Origin of the sequence: Bryobacter aggregatus MPL3, assembly GCF_000702445.1 — a bacterium.
GTDB classification, from domain to species: domain Bacteria; phylum Acidobacteriota; class Terriglobia; order Bryobacterales; family Bryobacteraceae; genus Bryobacter; species Bryobacter aggregatus.
Map to the genome: position 1 here is coordinate 797,178 of NZ_JNIF01000003.1, position 21,933 is coordinate 819,110.

At 58.3% G+C, this 21,933-nt stretch carries 16 protein-coding genes; 10 read left to right on the top strand and 6 right to left on the bottom strand.

The genetic code is table 11. The features are described 5' to 3' along the window. Positions 1 to 74 precede the first annotated feature (74 nt). Positions 75 to 2,762: a type I DNA topoisomerase gene (gene topA, locus M017_RS0104055; protein WP_031496005.1), complete on the top strand. Its 2,688-nt coding sequence runs from the start codon at positions 75 to 77 to the stop codon at positions 2,760 to 2,762. Here topA and dprA read toward each other — a convergent pair. Then, positions 2,759 to 3,913 (bottom strand): DNA-processing protein DprA, encoded by a 1,155-nt coding sequence (gene dprA / locus M017_RS0104060; RefSeq protein WP_031496007.1) that lies wholly within the window; start codon positions 3,911 to 3,913, stop codon positions 2,759 to 2,761. The genes topA and dprA overlap by 4 nt on opposite strands. A 67-nt stretch (positions 3,914 to 3,980) precedes the next feature. Here dprA and M017_RS0104065 point away from each other — a divergent pair, with 67 nt between their 5' ends. After that, positions 3,981 to 4,412, top strand: coding sequence for a DUF4760 domain-containing protein (locus M017_RS0104065; protein WP_155121229.1), 432 nt, complete (start codon positions 3,981 to 3,983; stop codon positions 4,410 to 4,412). 15 nt (positions 4,413 to 4,427) lie between these two features. Then, the gene (locus M017_RS0104070) at positions 4,428 to 4,688 is read left to right on the top strand and encodes a hypothetical protein (protein ID WP_031496009.1); all 261 of its coding nucleotides are present in this window, start codon (positions 4,428 to 4,430) and stop codon (positions 4,686 to 4,688) included. Here M017_RS0104070 and M017_RS27375 read toward each other — a convergent pair whose 3' ends face one another. After that, positions 4,689 to 7,520, bottom strand: a complete 2,832-nt coding sequence (locus M017_RS27375) for a hypothetical protein (RefSeq protein ID WP_051669493.1) — start codon at positions 7,518 to 7,520, stop codon at positions 4,689 to 4,691. It abuts the gene before it with no gap. Between the two features lie 246 nt (positions 7,521 to 7,766). Between M017_RS27375 and M017_RS0104080 the strand changes: the two genes are divergently transcribed. Both M017_RS0104080 and M017_RS0104085 read left to right on the top strand, forming a co-directional pair. Beyond that, positions 7,767 to 8,975 (top strand): hypothetical protein, encoded by a 1,209-nt coding sequence (locus M017_RS0104080; protein WP_155121231.1) that lies wholly within the window; start codon positions 7,767 to 7,769, stop codon positions 8,973 to 8,975. After that, a complete protein-coding gene (locus M017_RS0104085) occupies positions 8,950 to 11,628 on the top strand; it encodes a glycosyltransferase (protein ID WP_031496016.1) in 2,679 nt (892 codons plus the stop codon). Before M017_RS0104080 ends, M017_RS0104085 begins: the two co-directional genes overlap by 26 nt. On the opposite strand, the gene M017_RS27380 is transcribed toward M017_RS0104085, so the two are convergent. Genes M017_RS27380 through M017_RS0104100 form a run of 3 tightly spaced genes read right to left on the bottom strand, consistent with a single transcriptional unit; the run spans position 11,601 to position 14,624 of the window. Continuing rightward, a complete protein-coding gene (locus tag M017_RS27380) occupies positions 11,601 to 12,995 on the bottom strand; it encodes a class I SAM-dependent methyltransferase (protein WP_051669494.1) in 1,395 nt (464 codons plus the stop codon). The genes M017_RS0104085 and M017_RS27380 overlap by 28 nt on opposite strands. Further along, complete coding sequence (queF, locus tag M017_RS0104095; RefSeq protein WP_031496020.1) at positions 12,979 to 13,371, bottom strand: preQ(1) synthase; 393 nt, start codon at positions 13,369 to 13,371, stop codon at positions 12,979 to 12,981. Before queF ends, M017_RS27380 begins: the two co-directional genes overlap by 17 nt. After that, positions 13,371 to 14,624 (bottom strand): ornithine cyclodeaminase, nickel-pincer nucleotide-dependent, encoded by a 1,254-nt coding sequence (locus tag M017_RS0104100; protein WP_238325807.1) that lies wholly within the window; start codon positions 14,622 to 14,624, stop codon positions 13,371 to 13,373. Before M017_RS0104100 ends, queF begins: the two co-directional genes overlap by 1 nt. Between M017_RS0104100 and M017_RS0104105 the strand changes: the two genes are divergently transcribed. Both M017_RS0104105 and M017_RS0104110 read left to right on the top strand, forming a co-directional pair. Then, a complete protein-coding gene (locus tag M017_RS0104105; RefSeq protein ID WP_051669495.1) occupies positions 14,623 to 17,559 on the top strand; it encodes a DUF1553 domain-containing protein in 2,937 nt (978 codons plus the stop codon). The two genes, M017_RS0104100 and M017_RS0104105, sit on opposite strands and share 2 nt — an antisense overlap. Positions 17,560 to 17,561: 2 nt before the next feature. Beyond that, positions 17,562 to 18,983, top strand: a complete 1,422-nt coding sequence (locus M017_RS0104110) for a DUF1501 domain-containing protein (RefSeq protein ID WP_031496024.1) — start codon at positions 17,562 to 17,564, stop codon at positions 18,981 to 18,983. On the opposite strand, the gene M017_RS0104115 is transcribed toward M017_RS0104110, so the two are convergent. Next, positions 18,964 to 19,368 (bottom strand): hypothetical protein, encoded by a 405-nt coding sequence (locus M017_RS0104115; RefSeq protein ID WP_031496026.1) that lies wholly within the window; start codon positions 19,366 to 19,368, stop codon positions 18,964 to 18,966. The genes M017_RS0104110 and M017_RS0104115 overlap by 20 nt on opposite strands. Positions 19,369 to 19,416: 48 nt before the next feature. On the opposite strand from M017_RS0104115, the gene M017_RS0104120 reads away from it, so the two are divergent. From M017_RS0104120 to M017_RS0104130, 3 genes are read left to right on the top strand one after another with little or no spacing between them, the layout of a single operon-like run. Next, on the top strand, positions 19,417 to 20,169 hold the full coding sequence (locus M017_RS0104120; RefSeq protein WP_238325808.1) for an esterase family protein: 753 nt from the start codon (positions 19,417 to 19,419) through the stop codon (positions 20,167 to 20,169). 11 nt (positions 20,170 to 20,180) lie between these two features. Next, positions 20,181 to 21,116 (top strand): ATP-grasp domain-containing protein, encoded by a 936-nt coding sequence (locus M017_RS0104125; RefSeq protein WP_031496029.1) that lies wholly within the window; start codon positions 20,181 to 20,183, stop codon positions 21,114 to 21,116. A gap of 11 nt (positions 21,117 to 21,127) precedes the next feature. Next, the gene (locus tag M017_RS0104130) at positions 21,128 to 21,865 is read left to right on the top strand and encodes an RraA family protein (RefSeq protein WP_051669496.1); all 738 of its coding nucleotides are present in this window, start codon (positions 21,128 to 21,130) and stop codon (positions 21,863 to 21,865) included. Positions 21,866 to 21,933: the final 68 nt, after the last annotated feature.

The window sequence follows — 21,933 nt, forward strand, 5'->3', positions numbered from 1 at the left end:
TCGGTAGTCGGACGGGTGCGGAGATTTCAGGGTGGCCCGTGCGGCAGAATCCATCAGAACGGTCAAATTCAGTAATGGCAGCGAAGTCACTGGTCATCGTCGAGTCCCCGACGAAAGCGAAAACAATCACGAAATTCCTCGGGAAGGACTTCATCGTGCGCGCGTCGATGGGACACGTACGGGACCTGCCGGAGAACGCCTCAGAGGTTCCGGCCAAGTTGAAGAAGGAATCCTGGGCGCGATTGGGTGTCAATGTCGATCAGAACTTCGAACCAGTTTATGTAGTCCCCAAGAACAAGAAGGATCAGGTCAAGGAGTTGCAAGACCTCCTGAAGACTTCCGACCTCTTATACCTCGCAACTGACGAAGACCGCGAAGGGGAGTCGATCAGTTGGCATCTGCGCGAAGTGCTGAAGCCCAAGATCCCGACGCGGCGTCTGGTCTTTCACGAAATTACGAAGGACGCGATCCAGAATTCGCTGGAGCATGCTCGCGATATCGATGAGGATCTGGTGCGGGCTCAGGAAACACGCCGCATCATCGACCGGCTCTTCGGATACGAAGTCAGCCCGCTGCTTTGGAAGAAGATGGCTCCTGGTTTGAGCGCCGGCCGCGTGCAGAGCGTTGCCGTCCGCTTATTGGTGGAGCGGGAACGGGCACGCATCCGCTTCCGGAGTGCGGCCTATTGGGGCGTCAAGGCGAAGCTGCAAAAGCCGGGGGCCGAACCCTCTTTTGAAGCGGAATTGCTGCAGATCGCAGGTAAGCGGGTTGCCACCAGCAAGGATTTCAATCCGGACACCGGCAAACTGGACGACCCGAATGCATTGGTGTTGCTCGACCAGGCGGGTGCCGAACGAGTGGTCAAGCTTCTCGAGGCTGGGCCGGTTTCAGTCAAGAGTGTCGAACAAAAGCCCTTCATCCAGCGGCCGGCCGCTCCGTTTGTCACCAGTAGTTTGCAGATGGAGTCGAACTCGAAGCTCCGCTTCTCGGCCAAGCGCACCATGCAGGTCGCCCAGCAGTTGTACGAAAACGGCTACATCACCTATATGCGTACCGACTCGACCTCCTTGTCGGAAGAAGCCGTTCGTGCCGCGCGTTCGCTGATCACCGCCGAATACGGCAAGGAATATCTGTCGCCGTCCGTCCGTACCTACGAGACCAAGGTAAAGAACGCCCAGGAAGCACACGAAGCCATTCGCCCAGCTGGTGACAAGTTCACCTCTCCTGAGGTAGTGCAGGCCTCGCTCGGGCAGGAAGCCTTCCGGCTCTACGACCTCATCTACAAGCGCACCGTGGCCTGCCAGATGGCCGATGCGCGCGGCACCAATACGACGGTGCTGGTGGAAGCAGGCGATGCGACCTTGCGCGCCAGCGGCAAAGTAATTGAATTTGCTGGATTTCTCAAGGCCTATGCCGAGGAATCCGATGACGAGAACCAGAGCGATCAGGTTCGTGTTCTGCCCCAGATGGCGCAAGGTGACGGGCTGAAGACGTTGAAAGCCGATTCCCTCGAGCGCTCCACGCAGCCGCCAAATCGCTTTACCGAAGGTTCGCTCATCAAGGAATTGGAAAAGCTTGGCATCGGACGCCCCAGCACCTGGGCCTCCATCGTCGAACTGGTGCTCAACCGCAGCTACGCCTTCAAAAAAGGGACTGCGCTCGTGCCAACCTTTACGGCAATGGGTGTGGTGGGCCTGCTGGAACAGCATTTCGCAAATTTCATCGATTACAAGTACACCGCGAATCTCGAAGACGATCTCGACGCGATTTCGCGCGGCGAAGAGCAAAGCACGGTTTATTTGAAGGCCTTCTACTTTGGGGACGCACTGCCGGGATTGAAAGACCTGGTGCAGCACGGCGAAAAAGAAATCGACCCCCGCATCATCAACGGCCTGCCGCTGGGAGAGTGGGAAGGGAAAAAGGTCGAAGTCCGCATTGGCCGCTACGGCCCCTTCATCAGCGACGGCGAACGCCGCGCGAGTGTACAGGATGAGATGCCGCCCGACGAGTTGACGCTCGACAAGGCGCTGGAAATGCTGGAAACGGCAAGCAAAGAGCCGGAGAGCCTCGGCTTGCATCCCGATCTCGGAATGCCCATCTTCCTCAAGGTGGGCCGCTACGGTCCTTATGTCCAGATGGGCGATGGCCGCGACGGAGCCAAGCCGAAAATGGCCTCTCTGGTGCAAGGAACGGACCTGAAGGATGTCGATCTGGTCCACGCCTGTAAGCTGCTTGCTTTGCCCAAAACCCTGGGCACACACCCCGAAACCAATGAACCAGTGATTGCAGCCAACGGCCGCTTTGGCCCCTACGTACAAAGTGGGAGCGAAACGCGGAGTTTGCCCGCCAACCTGTCTCCCATCGATGTCACGTTAGAGGAAGCGATGGAACTCATCCGCCAGCCGAAGGCACGCGGACGTGGCGGCATGACCCGGCAACAGACCTCGCTCAAGGATTTTGGCATCAACCCACTGAATTCGAAGGGCGTCAAGTTGCTGAGCGGACGCTACGGCGCCTACATCACCGATGGTGAGGTGAACGCAACCGTACCTCGCGGCAGCGATCCGATGACGATGACTCCAGAGCAGGCCTTTGAGCTCCTGGCTGCGCGTGCGCAGCAGATTCTCGATCAAGGAGGGCCCGAAGCTGCAAAGAAAGCGACCAAGGCTCGACGCGCGACGAAGAAGGCAGCGACAAAGACGGCCAAGAAGACAGGCAAGACCCCGGTAGCAGTGCCCGAAGAAGTCGAAATCGAATTCTAGTGCCAGACGCGGGTATAGGTTTTACCCGCTAGTTGCCGGATCTGGCCGTCCAGTTCCAGTTCAAACAGGATGGAGATCAGGTCAGAAAAGTTCGCCATCCCGTTTGAACCGAGCTGGTTCGCCAACTCGTCGATTGAGATGGGGTTGTCATAGGGAATGGCAACAATCACCTGGGCCCGGAGCGATTGCAGCGGGTGGGTTGTCTCTTCATCGAGCAATCGCTGCGGGCCGCGCAATTGCAAGTTCCGGCGCGCCTCGAGCGGAAGATCGCACAGCACGTCGCTGGGCTCCTGCACCAAGCGAGCGCCTTGCCGGATCAACAAATTAGGCCCCCAGCTTTGCTTCGAAGTGATGTTGCCGGGGATTGCAAAGACTTCCCTGCCCTGATCGAGCGCGACCCGCGCGGTAATGGCCGAACCAGAGTACTGCGCCCCCTCCACAATCAACACGCCATAGCTAAGCCCACTGACGATCCGATTCCGGACCGGAAAGTTCTGCGGATAACCAGGAGTGCGCAGCGGATATTCACTCAGCACGAGCCCCTCACGCTGGATCTGAGCAGCCAGCTTCTTGTTTTCTGCAGGATAGGTGACATCCACTCCACATCCCAGCACCGCAATGGTGTTGCCCTGGACGGCGAGTGCTGCGGTGTGCGCCGCCGTATCGATGCCGCGCGCCAAGCCACTCACGATGGTAAGACCTGCCTTCGCCAGTTCGCGGCCAAAGCGGTCAGCAACGTTGGTGCCATAAGGGGAGGGCCTGCGGGTGCCCACCACGGCCACACAGGGTTCGGCCAGCAGTTCCAGCCTGCCACGAGTAAAGAGCAGAAGGGGCGGGTCGTAGATCTGGCGGAGGAGTGAAGGGTAGCGATCGTCATAGTAGGTGAGAATCTCCGTCCCTGTCGCGCGCATCAGCCGCTGTTGTTCGAGGGCCTCTTCAATGGCTGAACCCGCCTCGATGGAACGGGCTACGCTCGCGGAAAGACCCGCGCCCTCCAGCTCACGGGCCTCCATCTGAAAAATCGCCCCTGGCGAACCAAATCTTTCGACAAGATCGACAGAACGGCGTGTGCCGAGTTGGGGCGTCATCCGTAACGCCAACCAAAGAAGTTCTTCTTGCTCGTTCCTCACGCTACTGGTGCCGGCGGTCATCTTCTGGAGTAGTTGCGGTCTGCCGCAAATGTTCTCAGTGAAAATCGCCTATGAGATATTTGAGAAGATGGCCACGCAAGCTACACACGAAGACGCGAATCTGATTCTACGCCTGTACGAAATCCGCCGCGAAGAACGGATGCGGACCGCACGGGACTGGTATGCCCGCAGTTTTCGTCCGAAAACAATGCAAGAATTTGGCAGCATTGCCCCTCCAGGATCGTCCGAAAACACCTATATGCGGCAGGTGACAAGCTACTACGAAATGGTGGCGAGCTTTCTGACCGCAGGCCTGCTGAACAAGCAGCTCTTTTTTCAGTCTGGGGCCGAACTGTTGCTTTGCTACCTCCGCTTGCGTCCGATTCTGCCGCAATTGCGCGAATCCTTTGTCAATCCTCAGGCCTTTGCCAATCTGGAAATCATGGGCGAGGAATATCTGGCCTGGTACGACCAGAAGCAGGCCGGATCGAAAGACGCCATTCTGGCGCGGATGTCCTAGGAGTTCCGAACACCAGTGAAGCAAGACCCGGAGTTTTTTGGCGAGGCGGAACTTGACCTCGTCTATATCGCGAAGAAACTGCGCGAAGCCCTCCCGCTCGAAGAAGCCTTTACGGCACAAGGAATCGATTACGCGATTGAGCTCGACACCTATACCGGCGGCTTGATCTTTCGCACAGAACGGACCGGAGTTTTCTTCTACGTCCTGCCGGAAAAGACAGAGGCCGCGAAAGAAATCATTCGCGGCCTCCGGCTCAAACCTTACGAGATCGTTTAGCTACTGGTTGGCCGCATCCTTCTTCGCGTTCTTCACGGCAAAGGTGACGATGTTGCTCCTGTAGGCACTCTGAGCGATGTACAGTTGGGTGGTCGGGTTGGTGTCGAGATCGGTATTCAGTTCGAGATGAACTTCGTAGATGCCAATCAACCCGACTTTCAGACCGGCGAATAGGACATTCGCGGTCTTAAGGCCGGCCATTGCGTCGACAAACTCCAGGGGCTGGTTCATTTCTTCACCGGCATAAGCATAGCCCGTGTAGAAGGAGTTGTTGGCCACTTCCGGATAGATCGCACCGAGGCCAGTGGCGAGAACGACAATCGTCTCTCCTGGAACGGCAGGATTTTCTTCCGTCACCGGCGCACCCGCAACATTGGCGCAACACAACTCGCTGTTGAAGGCAGTGAGAATCACACTGGCGACCTTATCGTTTGTCGTGTCGGTGTCCAGATTCTGGACCGTCGTGCTGGTGGCCGTAATCGGCGTTCCATTTCCATCCGGGCCAAACTTCTTGGACTGCAGGCGGATGCGAGTGTAATAACCGCTAGGGAAGGCGTAAACTTCCGGATCGCCGCTTCCCGCATTGATCGCCTCAATCAACTTCTCAAAAAGAATCCGATTTGCTTTCGTGTTGTCATTCTCATCGACATCGCTCTCCTGCACCGTATAGCTGTAGCTGCGATTGTTGATGGTGATGACGCCGACGTCATCCTTAACGGCCGTACCATCGATTGAAACAGTGGCGGTGGCAGCGCTGGAGTAGTGAGTGACGACGCCGACACGGGGATCGGTGCCTTCCTCGGCAAAGATGCCTGGATTGTAAGGAACAATCGGAACGCCCACTGGAGCACTGTACTTCACCGTGCCGTCGGAAAAGACAGAACGAACCCAAACGTTGGATGCCGTAGTATCGCCCAACTCAACGGGCACCTGGGCGGTAATTCGGGTTGGGGAGACCGCTTGGATCGGCACCGAGATGCCGTCAAAGAAGACTTCGACCCCCGCCAGACCGCGCGGCCAAGCTGCAGAGTCCATCGGAATCGAGGCGGTTTGGTCGGTGAATCCGTCGCCAAGAACAAAGACGATGGTTCCTGGAGCAACCTGTGCCGCATCCCCACCACCGGCAAGATTTGCGCCTGCAGCCTGGACAGCCGTTTTGGGTGTGTCCCCTTCCTTCACGGCTGCGACTTCAGCGCTGTAGGTGATCTCGTTCCCGGCTTCTCCAGCAACACGAGCCGTGAGAGCAAGAGCAAAAAAGTCACTGCGCAACACCGCCGTGGCCACTACATTTGCGTTGCCGCCGTTCTTCGTATTGATGTCATTGGCCAACGTATTGATCGCGTCGGCCAGCGTATTGTCCTTGGCGAACTTGAAGGTGTAGCTCGTGTTGTCGGTGTCGTTCTCGTCGTAGTTGATCTTGATCGTGACCGTTTCGCCCTCGGTAGCAACGCCACCAAAAGCAACCGATCCGACGGCGAACACTTCGCGACTGGCGGCATTGCGAACACCGGTATCGCTAATCAGGCGAGGCGCCGGGGTAAAGACCAGAACGCGCCGGTTGTAGGGATCGGCAACATACAGGTTGGAACCATCCCAGGCCAGGGAGGTAGGAGTACGGATGACGTCAGCAGCTGAAACGAAGTTCGGGAAAGCGCTGTCGCTGGTCAGGTTCAAAGTATCGGAGCGCTGTCCGAGTACGGCGTCGGCCCGGGCGCCATTGGTGGTCGGAATCGTGTTGTAGACAAGAACGCGATCATTGCCACCATCGGCGACATAGAAATGTTCTCCATCACTGAGGGCAAAACGGGGAAAGCTAAGGGTCGAGGCACAGCGGCCGGGATAGGTAGGATTCCCATCTTCATCGGTCCCATTCGAATCGCACAGCACCGTGACGTTGTTGGCGACAGCACTGGTAAAGTCCGGCTGCCCGAGAACCAGATCGGCGGGCGTCTGGTTGGCAGTGGGAATGGAGTTCCACACCAACACGCGGTTGTGGCCCAGATCAGAAACCAGGAGACGGCGGCCATCACTCGATACCGATACCGGGTTCAACAGATTCTTCGCTTGCGGATCGACAGTGGCCTTGGTGAGATCGACCTGGGGAACGACCGTAAAATTGGGCTGCCCCAACACGACGTCGGCAGGCTGGTCGTTTGTCGTCGGAATCCGGTTCCAGATGAGGACGCGATGATTTTGCGTGTCGGCAACAAAGAGCTTGCCATCCTGAATCCAAACCCCCTGCGGACCGCGCAGCGACTTGTTGTCGGTAGCAACCGGGCGCAGCTTATCGAGCGCGGCTTGCCCCAGTACGAGATCGGCTGGCTGACCGTTATAAGTGGGGAGATTACGCCAGATCAACACCCGGTTAAAGTCGGTGTCGGCAACGGCAAGCACTTTGCCGTCCGAGGCGACAGCCGTGGCCAAACGCATGGTGGTGGCGGCAACCTTGGTGGGGAAAACATTCTCTGGAGCCACTTCAAAGTTCGGCTGGCCGAGGACAATGGTGCCCACGCCAACGCAAGCGGGACAACGCGGCCCTTGCGGCGGTACGACGTCCGGGTCTGGAACAAAGCTCGAGACGCCGTCGTAAACGACAACCCGATGGTTGGCTGGTGCGGCGCCGATCCGGCTGGAATCGGCAACATAGAGACGGTCGCCAGCAATGGCAACGCCCCCCGCGGCGCCCAACTGGGTAGCACTGCTACCAGGGTATTGTGCGGTGAAGTTTTTTTGCCCGATGATGAGGCGGGCGGCCTGGCCTGTATAGAAGTCTTGGGCTGAACCCAAGCACGCAAACACACAGAGGCCTACGAGAAGCTGGTAAATCAACATTTTTCCTAAGGTTGGATCAGGTGAGACTAACCCAATATTATAGCGGTTCGACGGGGGGACGCGGGAAACGGGCTGCGGGTTGCACTCAAGAGCTCCAGACGAACCCATCGGACCCAATTCCCGCCCCGGCACAAGAGCTGCCGCAGCGGGAGATGCGTTGGTGGGGATCAATCCGGCTCTCAATCTAACCTTCTAGCAAATTTGGGACCAATTCTATCGCCGAAGCGGCACCCGATCGCGAAAGCCATGACTCTATTGCGTGCGCATGCAAACAAACGGCGCCGGGAAGCCCGTGCGAAATCAGTCCGCAGTGGCCCGGAAAGCCCACCTGTGACCGGCGCACACACCACAAATCTCGAGAACTCGATCCGCGTGCAGGCCAAGTATAATCTTGAGTTGGACCTGAAGGAATCGAATCGGATCACGCGGGCTGGGGATTGGCTATTGGAGTCGGGAATCCAGGAGATCAGTGGAGGGGTGTCGCGCTACCGCCGCACCGACCTTGGCGTCAATTTACCCATCTCAACTGAAATCACTGGCTATGCTCTCAGCGGGCTCTGCCTCGCATTTGAAGAAAGTGGCGCTTCTCGTTTTCTCGAAGCAGCAAAACGCGCGGCTGATTTTCTCATCGCAGAGGCCTGGCAAGACGAATTGAAGACGATGCCCTTTGAGCTGGGGTCCACAGGCCGCTATAGCTACTTCTTCGATTGCGGGATCATCGCCCGTGGCCTACTGTGGCTTTATCGCATCACTCAGTCGGAGATTTACCTCAACTACGCGCAACAGACGGGTGTAGCGATGGAACGCGATTTCCGTGCGCTGTCCGGCTTTCATCCCATCGTGCTCCTGCCGTGTAAAAGTCCAGCTCCCTATGAGATCTGGTGGAGCCGGATGCCTGGCGCCTTCCAGTTGAAGGCGGCTTTGGCCTGGCTCGATCTCAGTCTCGAGACCGGGGACGCGGCATTCCGCGATTCCTACGAGAAGATGCTTTCATTCTCCCTGCGGCGCTATCGCGAGACGCTCGACAACGAAGTGGACGAAACCAAGAAGATGGACCGGCTGCATGCCTGGGCTTACTTCCTCGAAGGGCTTCGCCCGGTCATCGACCGCAAGGAAGTGGCGGAAACCTTCTCCAGCGCGCTGGCCGAAGCCGAATCGTTACGGGACCGGATTGCCCCTCAATTCCTGCGCAGCGATGTTTGCGCGCAGTTGCTCCGCCTGCGATTGTTGAGCGGTGGGCAGCCCGCAGCAACTGAGGTAGAGCGAATCGAGAACTTCCAATACGCCAGCAACGACAAGCACCTGGACGGTGGCTTTGCCTTTGGTTCCCGGTATGGTGAACTCACGCCTCATGTCAATCCTGTTTCCACTGTGTTCTCGATGCAGGCGCTGAGTTACGCTCGCCGCGCGACGGAAGGTAGCCTCGACCATGCCGACTGGCGCCGACTCATCTGAGATCAAGCTCGCTTTCGCCAGTGGTTCGCAAGACCTGATCGATCAGTTTGTCGAAGAAGTCGAGAAGATGGCTGGCCTCGATTTGCCGGTCTATCTGGTGTCGGAGTTCAAGCCGGAAGTTGCTTGCCATTGGATTCCCTGGCATCCCTTTGAAGCCTTTGAGACCAACCTGGCCCGCATTCGCTGGCATATCGGCCCACATCGGATCCGCTTCAACTGCATTCTGGTGCAACCCCGGCAACCGTATTGGAAGATGCGCTGGGCGGGGATCCGGATCGCTCCCACCAAGGTCTATTTCTTCAACGAGAATTACGGATACTTTCCGATGCATCTGCGGGGGCTGCCGCAAATGATTCGCCATGGTCTGTGGCGCACCCGCAATTTTCTGGTCTCCCAGACGCGCATTGAAGGTCCGCTCTTCACCTACTGGTGGCGCCTCAAAAATCCATCGAGCTTTGAGCGGCCACTCTATGCGTGGCTGGCGAGCCGCCGCAAGGCGCTCGAGACAAAGCCGTTGCGGAGTGAGAAGGCGCCGGAACTCGAGCCTGGAATCACGGTCGTGATCCCGTCCCGGCAAGGGCGGCACTTACTCGAACAACTGCTGCCACAGATCCGGGCCCAGCAAGGCGTCCAGCGTGTGATCGTGGTCGACAACGGATCGAGCGACGATACGGCATCGCTCGCCGACGACTTTGTCGATGTCATGGTCGAACGCCTGCCGATGTCGTTTGCAAGCGCCGTCAATGCCGGAATTCGCGCTACCCGCACCACGCATGTTTGCCTCTTAAACAACGACATGGTGCTCGAGGACGGCTTCTTTCCGGCCCTCCAACGAGCCTTCGATCTCTTTCCGAATCTCTTCTGCGCCACCGCCCAGATTTTCTTTCCAGAAGGTAAGCGCCGTGAGGAAACCGGCAAAGCAGCCTGGAAACCTGTTTCTCCTCGCGACTTCCCCGTACGTTGCCTGCCGCCCGCCGCGGGAGAGAACTATACGCCTGTTCTCTATGGGTCGGGCGGCTGTTCGTTGTATGACACCCGGAAATTGTTGGCGATTGGCTGCCTGAAGGAAGCCTTTCGACCTGCTTATGTTGAGGATCTGGATGTGGGTTGGCGCGGTTGGCAACAGGGTTGGCCCACTGTGTTTGTGGCCGATGCCCGTGTGATCCACCACCATCGATCCACGACGGCACGCTTTATTGCGGCGTCTTCGATTGAACTTGCGATTGAGCACAATTACCTGCGCTGGATCCAGAGCAGTGTCGCAACTCCCACGGTGTTCGACAGACTGTGGCAGGCCGCCGTCATGCGAGCGAATCTGCTGGCTGCGGTGCCGGAACCCGCGCCCATCGCGATGTACACGCTGCGCTTTGCCGCCTTTGAGAAGCCTTATTTTGCCTGGGACCGCCCTGCGCAACCCCTGTTTCCGGAAGATCGCATTCTGGCTTTAGGCGGCGGGGATCTCGCCTGCTTCCCGGGGCAAGCCGCGCACGACAAGCCGCGCATTCTGATCGCCACGTCTTATCTCCCCTACCCGCTTTCTCATGGTGGCGCAGTGCGGATGTTCAATCTGATGCGGGAGGCCGCCAAGCATTACTCGCTTGTGCTGCTGAGCTTTGTCGATGAGTTCCTGCAGCCGGAACCGGAACTTGCGGAGTTATGCGTCGAGGTGGTGGAAGTCTTGCGGCAAGGCACTCATTACCGGCTTGCCACACCACGTCCGAAGGCGGTGGAGGAGTTTGATAGTGACGCGTTTCGCGCGGCGCTGCATTGGGTGAAGGAACGTTGGCAGCCACAGATTGCGCAGTTGGAGTTTACGCAGATGGCGCAGTATGCAGGGCAATGTGCACCTGCGAAAACCATCCTGGTGGAACACGACATCACCGTCGATCTCTATGAGCAGTTGCTCGCAGAGAAAGATGAGTTTGATTTGCGGCTGGAGAAGGACCGCTGGAAAGTCTTTGAGTCTGCCGCCTGGCAAGAGGTGGATTGCGTCGCCGTGATGTCCGACCAGGATCGCAAGACAGTAAGCGGCGCAAAGCGTGTGGAAGTGATTGAGAATGGCGTCGATCTCGATCGCTTCCGGCCCACAGCACAGGCCCCGGAACCGGGCCGGATTCTCTTCATCGGCAGCTTTGCCCACCTTCCAAATGTCCTTGCGCTCGATTGGTTTGTGAGTGAAGTCTGGCCACGGCTGTACGGCTCGAAGCTCCACGTCATCGCAGGACGGCATCCCGATTACTATCTGAACTTCTACCAGGAACGCGTCTCTCTAGACCTGAATGCTGTGGGAATCGAAGTGGAAGCGTTTGTCAGCGATGTCCGGCCCGCTTATGCGTGCGCCGAGATCGTGATCGCCCCGCTGTTGGCAAGTGCAGGAACCAATATCAAAGTGCTGGAAGCGATGGCCTGTGGCAAGGCCGTTGTCGCCACCACTGGCGGGGTCAACGGCTTGCAGTTGGTGGCGGGCGAAGATTATCTGGCGGGCCAAACAGGCGAGGCCTTTGCCGAAGCCATACGCAGCCTGCAACGCGATGCGGTACTGCGCACGAAGATTGAAACACAGGCCCGCCAGAGCGTCGAAGCGCGCTACGGCTGGGAAGCCATCGGCGCCAAGCAGCGCAAGATCTACGAGAGCTTGCGCGCAAAAGCGTAGTAGTCGAGACCGCCGAAGAAGGATTCCTTCAGGCTGGCCGGCAAGGCATTCAACTCGGGCCGCTCCTCATAGGCAGGAGCGAAACGATGGACATCGATGCGTCCGAAGCCAGCCTCTTCGAGATAGAAGCAGAGCAGCGCCGGCGGGACGGGACGTGTGTGCGAGGGGTCGATGTAGAAGTGCGTTGCGAAGATCGCGAGACATTCCGGATTTGGCGTCTCAAAGACAATCACGCCGCCGGGCTTCAACGCTGTCGCGCAGGCCTTCACCAGAGCCCAGACCTTTGCAGGCGGAAGATGCTCGATCACCTGCGCACAAAAAATGCCGTCAAAAGAGCCGGGGCCCTGCTGATCGAGATACTCGAAGACGTCGCCCTGGATGGCTTCGAGCCCTTCTGCGCGGAGAATTTCGATGTTCTCCGCATAGAGATCGATGCCCGTACCGCTGACGCCTTTCTCCTTCAGGGCAGATAGAAACTCGCCACGGCCACAGCCAATGTCGAGCACCCGTTCACAAGCCTCGAAGTGAGTGACATAGGAGCGGAAATGCTCGGCGATCTTCGGCGCATCGCCACGAAACTTATTGGCAAAGTGCACCCAATCGATATCGAGCGAGGCTTCCGTGCCAGCACCGGACGGACTCAAGAGGGGAGCAGGCCGCTGCCGCACGGAACGGATCTCGGCATAGATGATGCGCTCATACTCGACACGCACTTTCTCCAGTTCGCTCCAGAAGCGTTGCTGCATTGAGAAATTCGCACGCTCGAGGGCACCTTCAAAATCCTTGTGCTGCGAGGCGGTTCGCTCTTCAAAGCGCTGCTCGAGCACCGCAGTCCGATGTGCATAGGCCGATTGCAGGTCTGCGACCGCACGTAGGAATTGCACTTCATTCCGCGCCAGCTTGTCTTCCCACTCACGGCGCCAGGCCAGCCAATTCGACTGGATATCTTTCAGTTCCCGGGCCTCGCGGCGCAGTTCCTCGATTGGGGGATCAAAGCGGGGCGGGATGGTTTTCAAGGTGCGGTTGATGCCGTTGAGGCCCTCGAGTACCGAGTCCAGCGAGCGGATCATCGCGTAGTTGAAATCCACCTGATCGCGCACAAACCAGCCCAGCGCACGGGCAATCAGTTGCTTACCGCCCTGGATGAGCGAATTGATGGGCCCACCGGCGCGCGGATTCACGCGGCCAATGGCGGCGACCTTGGCGTTGGCCTGATCGCGAGCTTCGAGCACTGGCGTGAAGTCCGGAAGCTCCAACCCGTGCCAGAGGCCACTCGGGTAGCGCGCTAACACGCGCTCGCGGATCTCGCGGATCGCATGTTCGAGTTCTTCTTCGTGCGTGAACTGCGCCCTAGGCTTTTCGTTCATAGCTGGCCGAGATCTTCGAATAGATTCCGCCGCGCGGCGTAAAGTCACCAACAACCGTCACCTTGCGAGGAGAAGCCGCCCGGACAATATCCTCAAGAAAACGATTCACTACGTTCTCCTGAAAGATGCCCAAATTGCGATAGGCGAGCATATACATCTTGTAGGACTTCAGCTCCAGGCAACTCTGGTCCGGCACATAGCGCACGGTGATGGTGCCTTGATCAGGCAAACCGGTCTTGGGACAAACGCTCGTGAACTCGGGGCTTGTGATCTCGATCTCATAGTCGCGATCGGGATACTGGTTCGGCCAGACTTCGATTTCTGGCAGCTCAAAATGAATGCCGGCAGCGGCGTGGTCGTCAGTATATTGCTTCATTAGTTTTTCAATTTGCGAATCAGAAGATCAAGGAAGAGGCCGACGTCAGTGACGACGCCAACCGTTTGGGCGCTGCCGCGATCGCTTAACTTGGTGGCAACGGCCGGGTTGATATCAACGCACACCATTTTGACCCAGCTCGGCAACATGTTACCGGTGGCGATGGAGTGCAGCATGGACGACAGGCAAATGACCAGGCCCGCGTTTTCAAGATGCGCCGAATAGAGGTTCTGCGCCTCGTTCATATCCGTGATGGTGTCCGGCAGCGGACCATCGTCGCGCAGGCTGCCTGCCAACACAAAAGGCACTTTATGCTTTACCGCCTCATACATCACACCGGACTTGAGCCGACCCTGGGCGACGGCCCCTTCAATGTTGGTGCAGTTGTAGATCGCATTGATCGCCCGCATGTGATTGCGATGACCGTGCTCCTCCTGGCGTCCGTCCTTCTGGCGAATGCCGAGGCTGGTGCCTAGCAGAGCCGCTTCAATGTCATGCACAGCGAGTGCATTGCCCGCAAGCAACGCGTCCACCCAGCCGAGACGGATCAGATCGGCCAGCGGGTTGGAGCCGCCGGTGTGCACGACGACCGGCCCGGCAACAACGACAATCTTCTTGCCTTGCTCCCGGACGGCCTTCATGATGGCAACCGTCTGCGAGACGGCCGTTTCCACCTGGCGCTCGCTCGAGACCTCATTGGACATGAAGCTGAAGCTGTTGCGATCGCGATCTTTGGTGTCTGGAATCACACGGATGCCGCGCATGCCGGTGACAATCTTGTCCCCCGCGCGCAGGTCGCGCAGCTTGCGGCATTCGGCGGCGTGGCCGACGACGACAATGGTCGCGTCCATACGCTGCTTCTGTACGTCAATCCACTCACCGCCAAGCCGGATCTGTGTGCGGTGATTTGTCGTGGAATAGAAATCTTCCGGCGCACAACGGTCGCGTGTAATCTCCTCCAGCGCGGCGTCGCCGGCATCCACCGGGACGCAGCCCAGGCCCAGCAGATGGCTCAGCAACTGGTCCATCTGTTCTTTTGTCGGTGTTTCTACGCGCATGCGCAGTTGGGACGCTTCGCTATTCGTGCGTCCGATGTGAAATTTCTCGACCTCGAAACGGCCCTGGCATTCGACAACGGTGTCGAAAATTCGTTCCATGATGTGGGAATCGATTAAATGCCCCTCGGCTTCGATGATCTCAGTGAGAGCCATATCTTCAGGATAGCCGGGGCGATAGAATCGGTGGTGATTCATGAAGCTTTTGCTGCTATTCGTCCCCCTCCTGGTCACTGCTGCGGAGTTGTCCTTTAATCGGGACATTCGGCCGATCCTCTCCGATCAGTGCTTCTATTGCCATGGGCCAGACCCGGCGAATCGGAAAGCGGGCCTGCGGCTGGATGACGAAAAGGCCGCAAAAGCGGCGCTCAAGAATGGCCATATCGCGCTGGTTCCCGGCGATGCCGCCGGGAGCACGGTGGTGAATCGGATCGAACACAGTTCGAAGGCGCTGCGCATGCCGCCCGCCTACGCCGGACGCGAAGCCTTGCCGGCAAAGGATATCGAGAAGATCCGGCGCTGGATCGAGCAGGGCGCAAAGTACGAATCGCATTGGGCCTTCATTCCTCCTGTGGCGCAAGGAGGTGCGACCATCGACTCTCTCGTACGCCAAAGACTGGAACGCGAAGGATTGCAGCCCTCACCAGAAGCAGACCGGGCCACTCTGCTGCGCCGCCTGAGCTTCGATCTCACGGGTTTACCGCCCACTCCGGCTGAACTCGATGCCTTCCTGGGCGACCGCTCGCCCAAGGCCTATGAAAAGCAAGTGGATCGCTTGCTCGCCTCCCCGCGCTACGCCGAACGGATGGCCTGGCGCTGGCTGGAAGCAGCCCGTTATGCCGACACCAATGGCTACCAGAGCGACGGAGTGCGCGACATGTATCGTTGGCGCGATTGGGTGATCGATGCCTTCGCCACCAACAAACCTTTCGATCAGTTTACGGTCGAGCAGATCGCGGGCGACCTCTTACCCAACGCCACTCTCGAACAAAAAATGGCGACGGCCTTCCATCGCAATCACCGTACCAGCGCCGAGGGTGGAATTGTGCCCGAAGAGTTCCGGACGGAGTATGTGGCCGATCGTGCTGAGACGACGGCAACCGTCTTCCTTGGCCTCACCATGGGCTGCGCGCGCTGCCATGACCATAAATATGACCCCATCACCCAACGCGACTTCTACAGCATGTTCGCGTTCTTCAACAACATCCCGGAGAAGGGCTTAGTCTACAACTGGGGCAATGACGAGCCACTCATGAAAGCGCCCACACTCGAGCAGCGCATCCAACTCGCCGAACTCGACGCCAAACTGGCAGCCGCCCGCCGCGCGGTGGCCAAGGCGGAACCCAAATGGAAGCGCCAACAGGAACAGTGGGCGAAACCAGCCAACTGGTTCCCGGACGAGGATCTGGCCTATGAGAACAAGCTGCCGGATTCGAGTTTTGATGGCAAGCGCGTCGTTACGGAAAAGCCCGGCACCGTTGTTTTCGATTACCTCACGCCCTTTACGTTCTCAACCTGGGTGAAACCCGCGGAGAAGAATGGCGCGATTCTATCGATTGCCGAAGACTTCGCTGAAGGCAATGGCCACGGGCTCTATCTGATCGATGGCAAGGTTCGTTTGCATGTGGTCTTCCGCTGGACGGATATTGGCATGCGGCTCGAAACCGAGCAGCCCATCGAACTGAATCAATGGCAACACATTGTCGCCACCTACGATGGAAGCCGCTATGCCAAAGGCGTGCAGATTTATGTCAATGGAAAGCCTCAGGCGATCAAGGTGCTCTTTGATGAACTGAATTGGCCGATGAACTTTAAGTACCCGCTGCGGATCGGCTCCGGCAATGCGATGGGCTTTCGTGGCGCGATCGAGGATGTCCGGGTCTACAAGCGGAGCTTGAGCCGCGAAGAAGTGATCACCTTGTGGGATCGTGCGCCCTTCAGCGAGCGCTCAACGCCAGAAAAGATTCAGCTAGCCTATCGAGCCCTGACAAAACCACCAGAGCTGCTCGCCGAACGGAAGATTCGCGAAGAGCGGGACGCGTATTGGAAGACACTTCCAACACTGATGGTGATGCAGGAAGGCCCCAAACAACAAGCGCATCTCCTGAAGCGCGGCGCTTATGATGCCCCAGGAGACGCCGTGGAAGCCAGCACCCCATCCGCGCTGCCACCACTGCCGCCGGACGCGCCACGGAATCGATTGGGATTGGCGAGATGGCTGGTTTCAAAAGAGAATCCACTCCTCGCACGCGTCACGGTGAATCGCTTTTGGCAGATGCTGTTCGGCGTCGGATTGGTGAAGACTGTCGAAGACTTCGGCTCACAAGGCGAGTTGCCGCCGAATCAGGAATTGCTCGATCTCCTTGCCGTCAGCTTTGTGAACAGCGGATGGGATGTGAAGCAACTCATCCGGCAAATTGTCCTCAGCGACACCTACCGGCAAAGCTCGAAGCTGACGCCAGCGCTCCTGCAGCGCGACCCGGAGAACCGCCTCTTCGCCCGCGCCCCGCGCTACCGGCTTGCGCCTGAAATGATTCGAGACAACGCGCTCGCCGTCTCCGGACTGCTCGTCGAGCGCGTGGGCGGCCCGAGCGTCAAGCCCTACCAACCCGCTGGGCTCTGGCAGGAACTGGGCGGTGGCGGAGGCTATCCACAGGATCACGGCGAAGCGCTCTACCGGCGCTCGCTCTATACATTCTGGAAGCGCACCGTCGCGCCGCCATCGATGACCAATTTCGATTCGCCGAATCGCGAGACCTGCACGGTGCGGGAGACCCGAACCAACACCCCACTTCAGGCGCTCAACCTGATGAACGACGTAACTTATCTCGAAGCCGCGCGGAAGCTGGCGGAACGCCTGATCCGCGAGAGCAAGCCGACCGTCGACGACCGCATCGCACTCGCCTACCGGATCACCTTGAGCCGGACGGCAACAGCGCGCGAGTTGCAGCTCATCCGCAGCGCCTACAGCCGCGCCCAGGCGCGCTACACGAAGTCGCCTGCCGAGGCAGACCACTTCCTCTCACAAGGCGAGTCTCCATTGCCACGCAAGATTTCACGGCCGGAACTCGCAGCATGGACCAACGTAGCCAGCATCCTCTTAAACCTCGACGAAACAATCACAAGGCAGTAAGTATGCACGAGACTTTTCAGAATCTGACGCGGCGGCATTTTTTCGGGAAGGCAGCGCTGGGCATCGGCACTGTCGCGATGTCGAATCTGCTCGCGCGCGATCGCGTGGGCGGGCTCAGCGGCATCCCGCATTTTGCGCCCAAAGCAAAGCGGGTGATCTATCTGTTCCAGAGTGGCGGCCCGTCGCAGATGGAGCTGTTCGACTACAAGCCGGAGTTGCAGAAGTACGCGAATCAGAACTTGCCGGAGAGCATTCGCAATGGGCAGCGGCTGACGGGAATGTCCGCGTCGCAGTCGAGCTTTCCTGTCGTACCCTCGCGCTTTGGCTTTCGCCAGCATGGGGCGAACGGCGCCTGGATTGGGGATCTGCTGCCGCACACGGCAAAGATCGTCGACGATATTGCGATCCTCCGCAGCGTCCACACGGAAGCGATCAATCACGATCCGGCGGTGACCTTCCTGCTGACCGGAGCCCAGATCTCCGGACGACCATCTCTCGGATCCTGGCTCTCTTATGGCCTTGGCGCCGAGACCGAGGAATTGCCAGCTTTCGTCGTGATGATCTCGCCCGGCGGGGGCGTAGGAGGACAACCGCTCTACGATCGACTGTGGGGATCGGGCTTTCTGCCATCGAAGTACCAGGGTGTGAAGTTTCGCAGTGCCGGTGATCCGGTTCTCTATTTAAGTGATCCCGATGGCATGACGCGCGAAGACCGCCGCGCTTATCTGGACACATTGAACGAACTGAATCAGGAGCAATTGCAGGATTTTGGCGATCCGGAGATTGCGACGCGGATCGCGCAGTATGAGATGGCCTTCCGCATGCAAGCGAGTGTCCCCGACCTCACCGATCTCTCGAAGGAACCGGCATCGACCTTTGCACTCTATGGCGAGGATGCACGCAAGCCCGGCACCTTCGCCGCCAATGCCCTGCTCGCGCGCCGTCTGGCCGAACGCGGCGTGCGTGCCATCCAGCTCTTCCATCGCGATTGGGATCATCATGGCGGTCTCCAGAAGAACTTACCCAAGCGATGCCTCGAAGTGGACCAGGCTTCCGCCGCACTTGTACAGGATCTGAAGCAACGCGGCATGCTCGATGAGACGCTCGTCGTTTGGGGAGGAGAGTTTGGCCGCACCGTCTACTGCCAGGGCAGGCTGACGGAGGACGATTATGGACGCGATCATCACCCGCGCTGCTTTTCCGTATGGATGGCGGGAGGCGGCATCAAGGGCGGCGTGGTCTGGGGCGAGACGGACGACTACGGCTATAACGTCGTCAAAGACCCCGTACATGTACACGACCTGCAGGCCACCCTCCTGCATACGCTCGGCGTCGATCACACGCGCCTCACCTATAAATTCCAGGGGCGAAACTTCCGGCTGACCGATGTCCACGGCAACGTGGTCAAAGCTCTGTTGCGTTAGGGGCAACCCATTCCCGGCGCGCCTTACGGCTGCTGGGGAGATCGATTGTATAGTGCGCGCGCCACAGATCGGCGGGAACCTCGAGCAATCGATTCACGCTGGCCAGGCTTGCGCCTTCGCGTTTGAGATGAGCCCGCACGGTGCGAATCCAGAACTCGGTCAGCGTCTCGTGGAAACCGGCGCTTTCGGTATTGCTACCGCCGAGACATTCATTGAGATGCCGGATGCCTGTACGAATGCGGACGCCAGCTTCAATCGGAGGATAGCGGGAGACATACCACGCAGCAACCAGTAAATGGGCGCGATGCGTCCACTGCTCGCGGGTCAGCGTACCCTGTTCAAAATGACGGACAAAGTCCGCCCACGATCCTTCGTCGATGAGCATCGCCAGAGTAGAAATCCTTTGGTCCGGATCGGAGTAGAATGACGATCCTTGGTTCAGAATACTGCGTTGTTATCCTGTACCTTCATGCATCGCGAATATCACCACTGGTGGAGTCCGCGGCTCCACAAGGATATGCAACTCCTGCAGTTTGGCCATGCAGGCCATCCGATGCTGGTGTTCCCTTCGTCGATGGGAAGTTTCCATGAGTACGAAGACCGCAGTATGGTGGAAACGCTCGCAGATCGCATCGAGAACAGCCAGTTGATGCTCTTTTGCGTGGATAGCGTCGATGCGGAGAGCTGGTACAACAAGAGCATTCCTCCCGCAGACCGGGTACGCCGTCATGAGGAGTACGAACAGTATTGTCTACATGAAGTTTTGCCACTGATCCAAGATCGCAGCCGGCGGATTGACCTCACGGTTCATGGCTGCTCTTTCGGTGGCTATCACGCGCTCAATTTTGCGCTCCGGCATCCCGATGCCGTCACCAAGTGTGTCTCTTTCAGCGGGGCCTTCGATAACCGTGGTTTCTTACGTGATTACTTCGATGAACTCGCTTACCTCCATAACCCCGTTGATTATGTCCCCGGCAACGACAGTGCCTGGTTTCATCGTCATTATCATTCCGACTGGTTCACGATCCTCGCCACTTCAAATCACGACATTTGTCTGAGCGAGAACTATCGCATGGCGGAGATTCTTGCACAGAAGAAGATTCCGCATCGTCTGGACGTCTGGAATAACAACATGCCGCACGACTGGCCGCTCTGGCGGCTGATGGCGCGGACCTATTTCGCTTAACGGAGAATCTTATGCGCAAGATCGCGATCGTTTACGGCATGGAAAGCACCTTCCCTCCGGCGTTGGTGGATTACATCAACGCGATGAAAGTGCCTGGCGTGGCGGCGGAACATCTGAGAATCGGCGGCGTCAAGATGGCGGAGCCCACAGGCTACAAGGTCATCGTTGACCGGATCAGCCACGATATTCCGTTCTACCGCGCCTACTTAAAAAATGCGGTGCTCGGAGGAACTTATGTCATCAACAACCCCTTCTGGTGGAGCGCGGACGACAAGTTCTTCAACTATGCGCTCGCCGCAAAGATGGGCATCGCCATCCCCAATACGGTGCTGCTGCCGCATCACTCGCATCCGCCCGGCACCAATGCGCAATCGATGCGCAATCTGATCTTTCCCTTGGACTGGGAAGAGATCTTCGACTATGTGGGCTTCCCTGCCTTCCTCAAGCCCTTCGATGGGGGAGGCTGGCGTGACGTCTACAAAGTCGATTCGCCCGAAGAACTCTTTGCGGCCTATCACCAGACCGGCACGCTCTGCATGACCCTGCAAGCCGCCGTCAACTTTAGCGAATACTATCGCTGCTATGTTGTCGGACGTGAGAAGGTACACATCATGCAGTACGATCCGCGCGCGCCCCATGCCGAGCGCTATGTTCGCAATCCTGCGCCGCTCGACCCGGACCTGAAGTTGCGGCTGACGCACGATTGCCTGAAAATCTGCCGCGCGCTCGGCTACGATCTCAACACCGTGGAATTCGCGGTGGAGAACGGAGTGCCGTATGCCATCGACTTTATGAACCCGGCGCCCGATGCCGGCATCGAGTCCGTAGGGCAGGTGAACTTCGATTGGATCGTCAAGCATGTCGCTGAGCTTGCAGTGAAAAAGGCTCTCAGCGACGACAAGCCACAGACCGAGTACCGTTGGAACCACTTCCTCCACGGCAATTAGAAAGGGAACTTATGAAAAAGATCCACGTCCTGATCGGCGGCCTCTCCGCCTTTGTCCTCCTTGTTGGCTTCCAGCAAGCATCCAAGTCCACCCCGGCAGATCCGTTGATGGCGGGCTTTGCCAAATCGACCGTGGCCTCGGTCGCCGATGCCGTCGATCAAGTGGTGGGCCAGCGCGGCTACATGAATCACGATATGCGGCCCAGGGTCGGCAACAAGATTGTGGGGCGTGCGGCCACCGCGTTGGTGAAACCGGCCACGCCTGAAATGTCCACGCCCGCGCTTTCCACCAAACATAGCGTCGAGATGATCGATGAATCGCAGCCCGGCGAAGTGGCAGTGATCGTGATGGACGGCGAAGTGGATGTCGCCGCAATCGGCGGGCTGATGGCAACTGCGGCCAAGAGCCGCGGGATGGCGGGCATGGTGCTGGACGGTGGAGTGCGCGACCTTGCTGAGATTCGCGCGCTCGGGCTCCCGGTCTTTGCGCGTTATATCAGCCCCGGAACCGCAGTGGGCCGCTATGCCAGTGTCGCGAAGAATATCGAAGTCACCTGTGGCGGCATCCGGGTACGCACCGGCGACGTGATTGTGGCCGGAGAAGACGGCGTCGTGGTTGTGCCGAAAGAGAAGGAGCAGGAAGTGCTCAAGCGCGCCCAGGAGATCGACGACCGGGAGACAAAGATGGTCCCCTTCATCAAGCAGTTCAAGAGCCTGGGACAGACGATTGTGAAATTCAATCGCATCTAGAACTAGCACTTCGTAACAAAACTGAAACATAATAGTTACCAAACTGTAATTTTTGGTGAGGTAGCTTT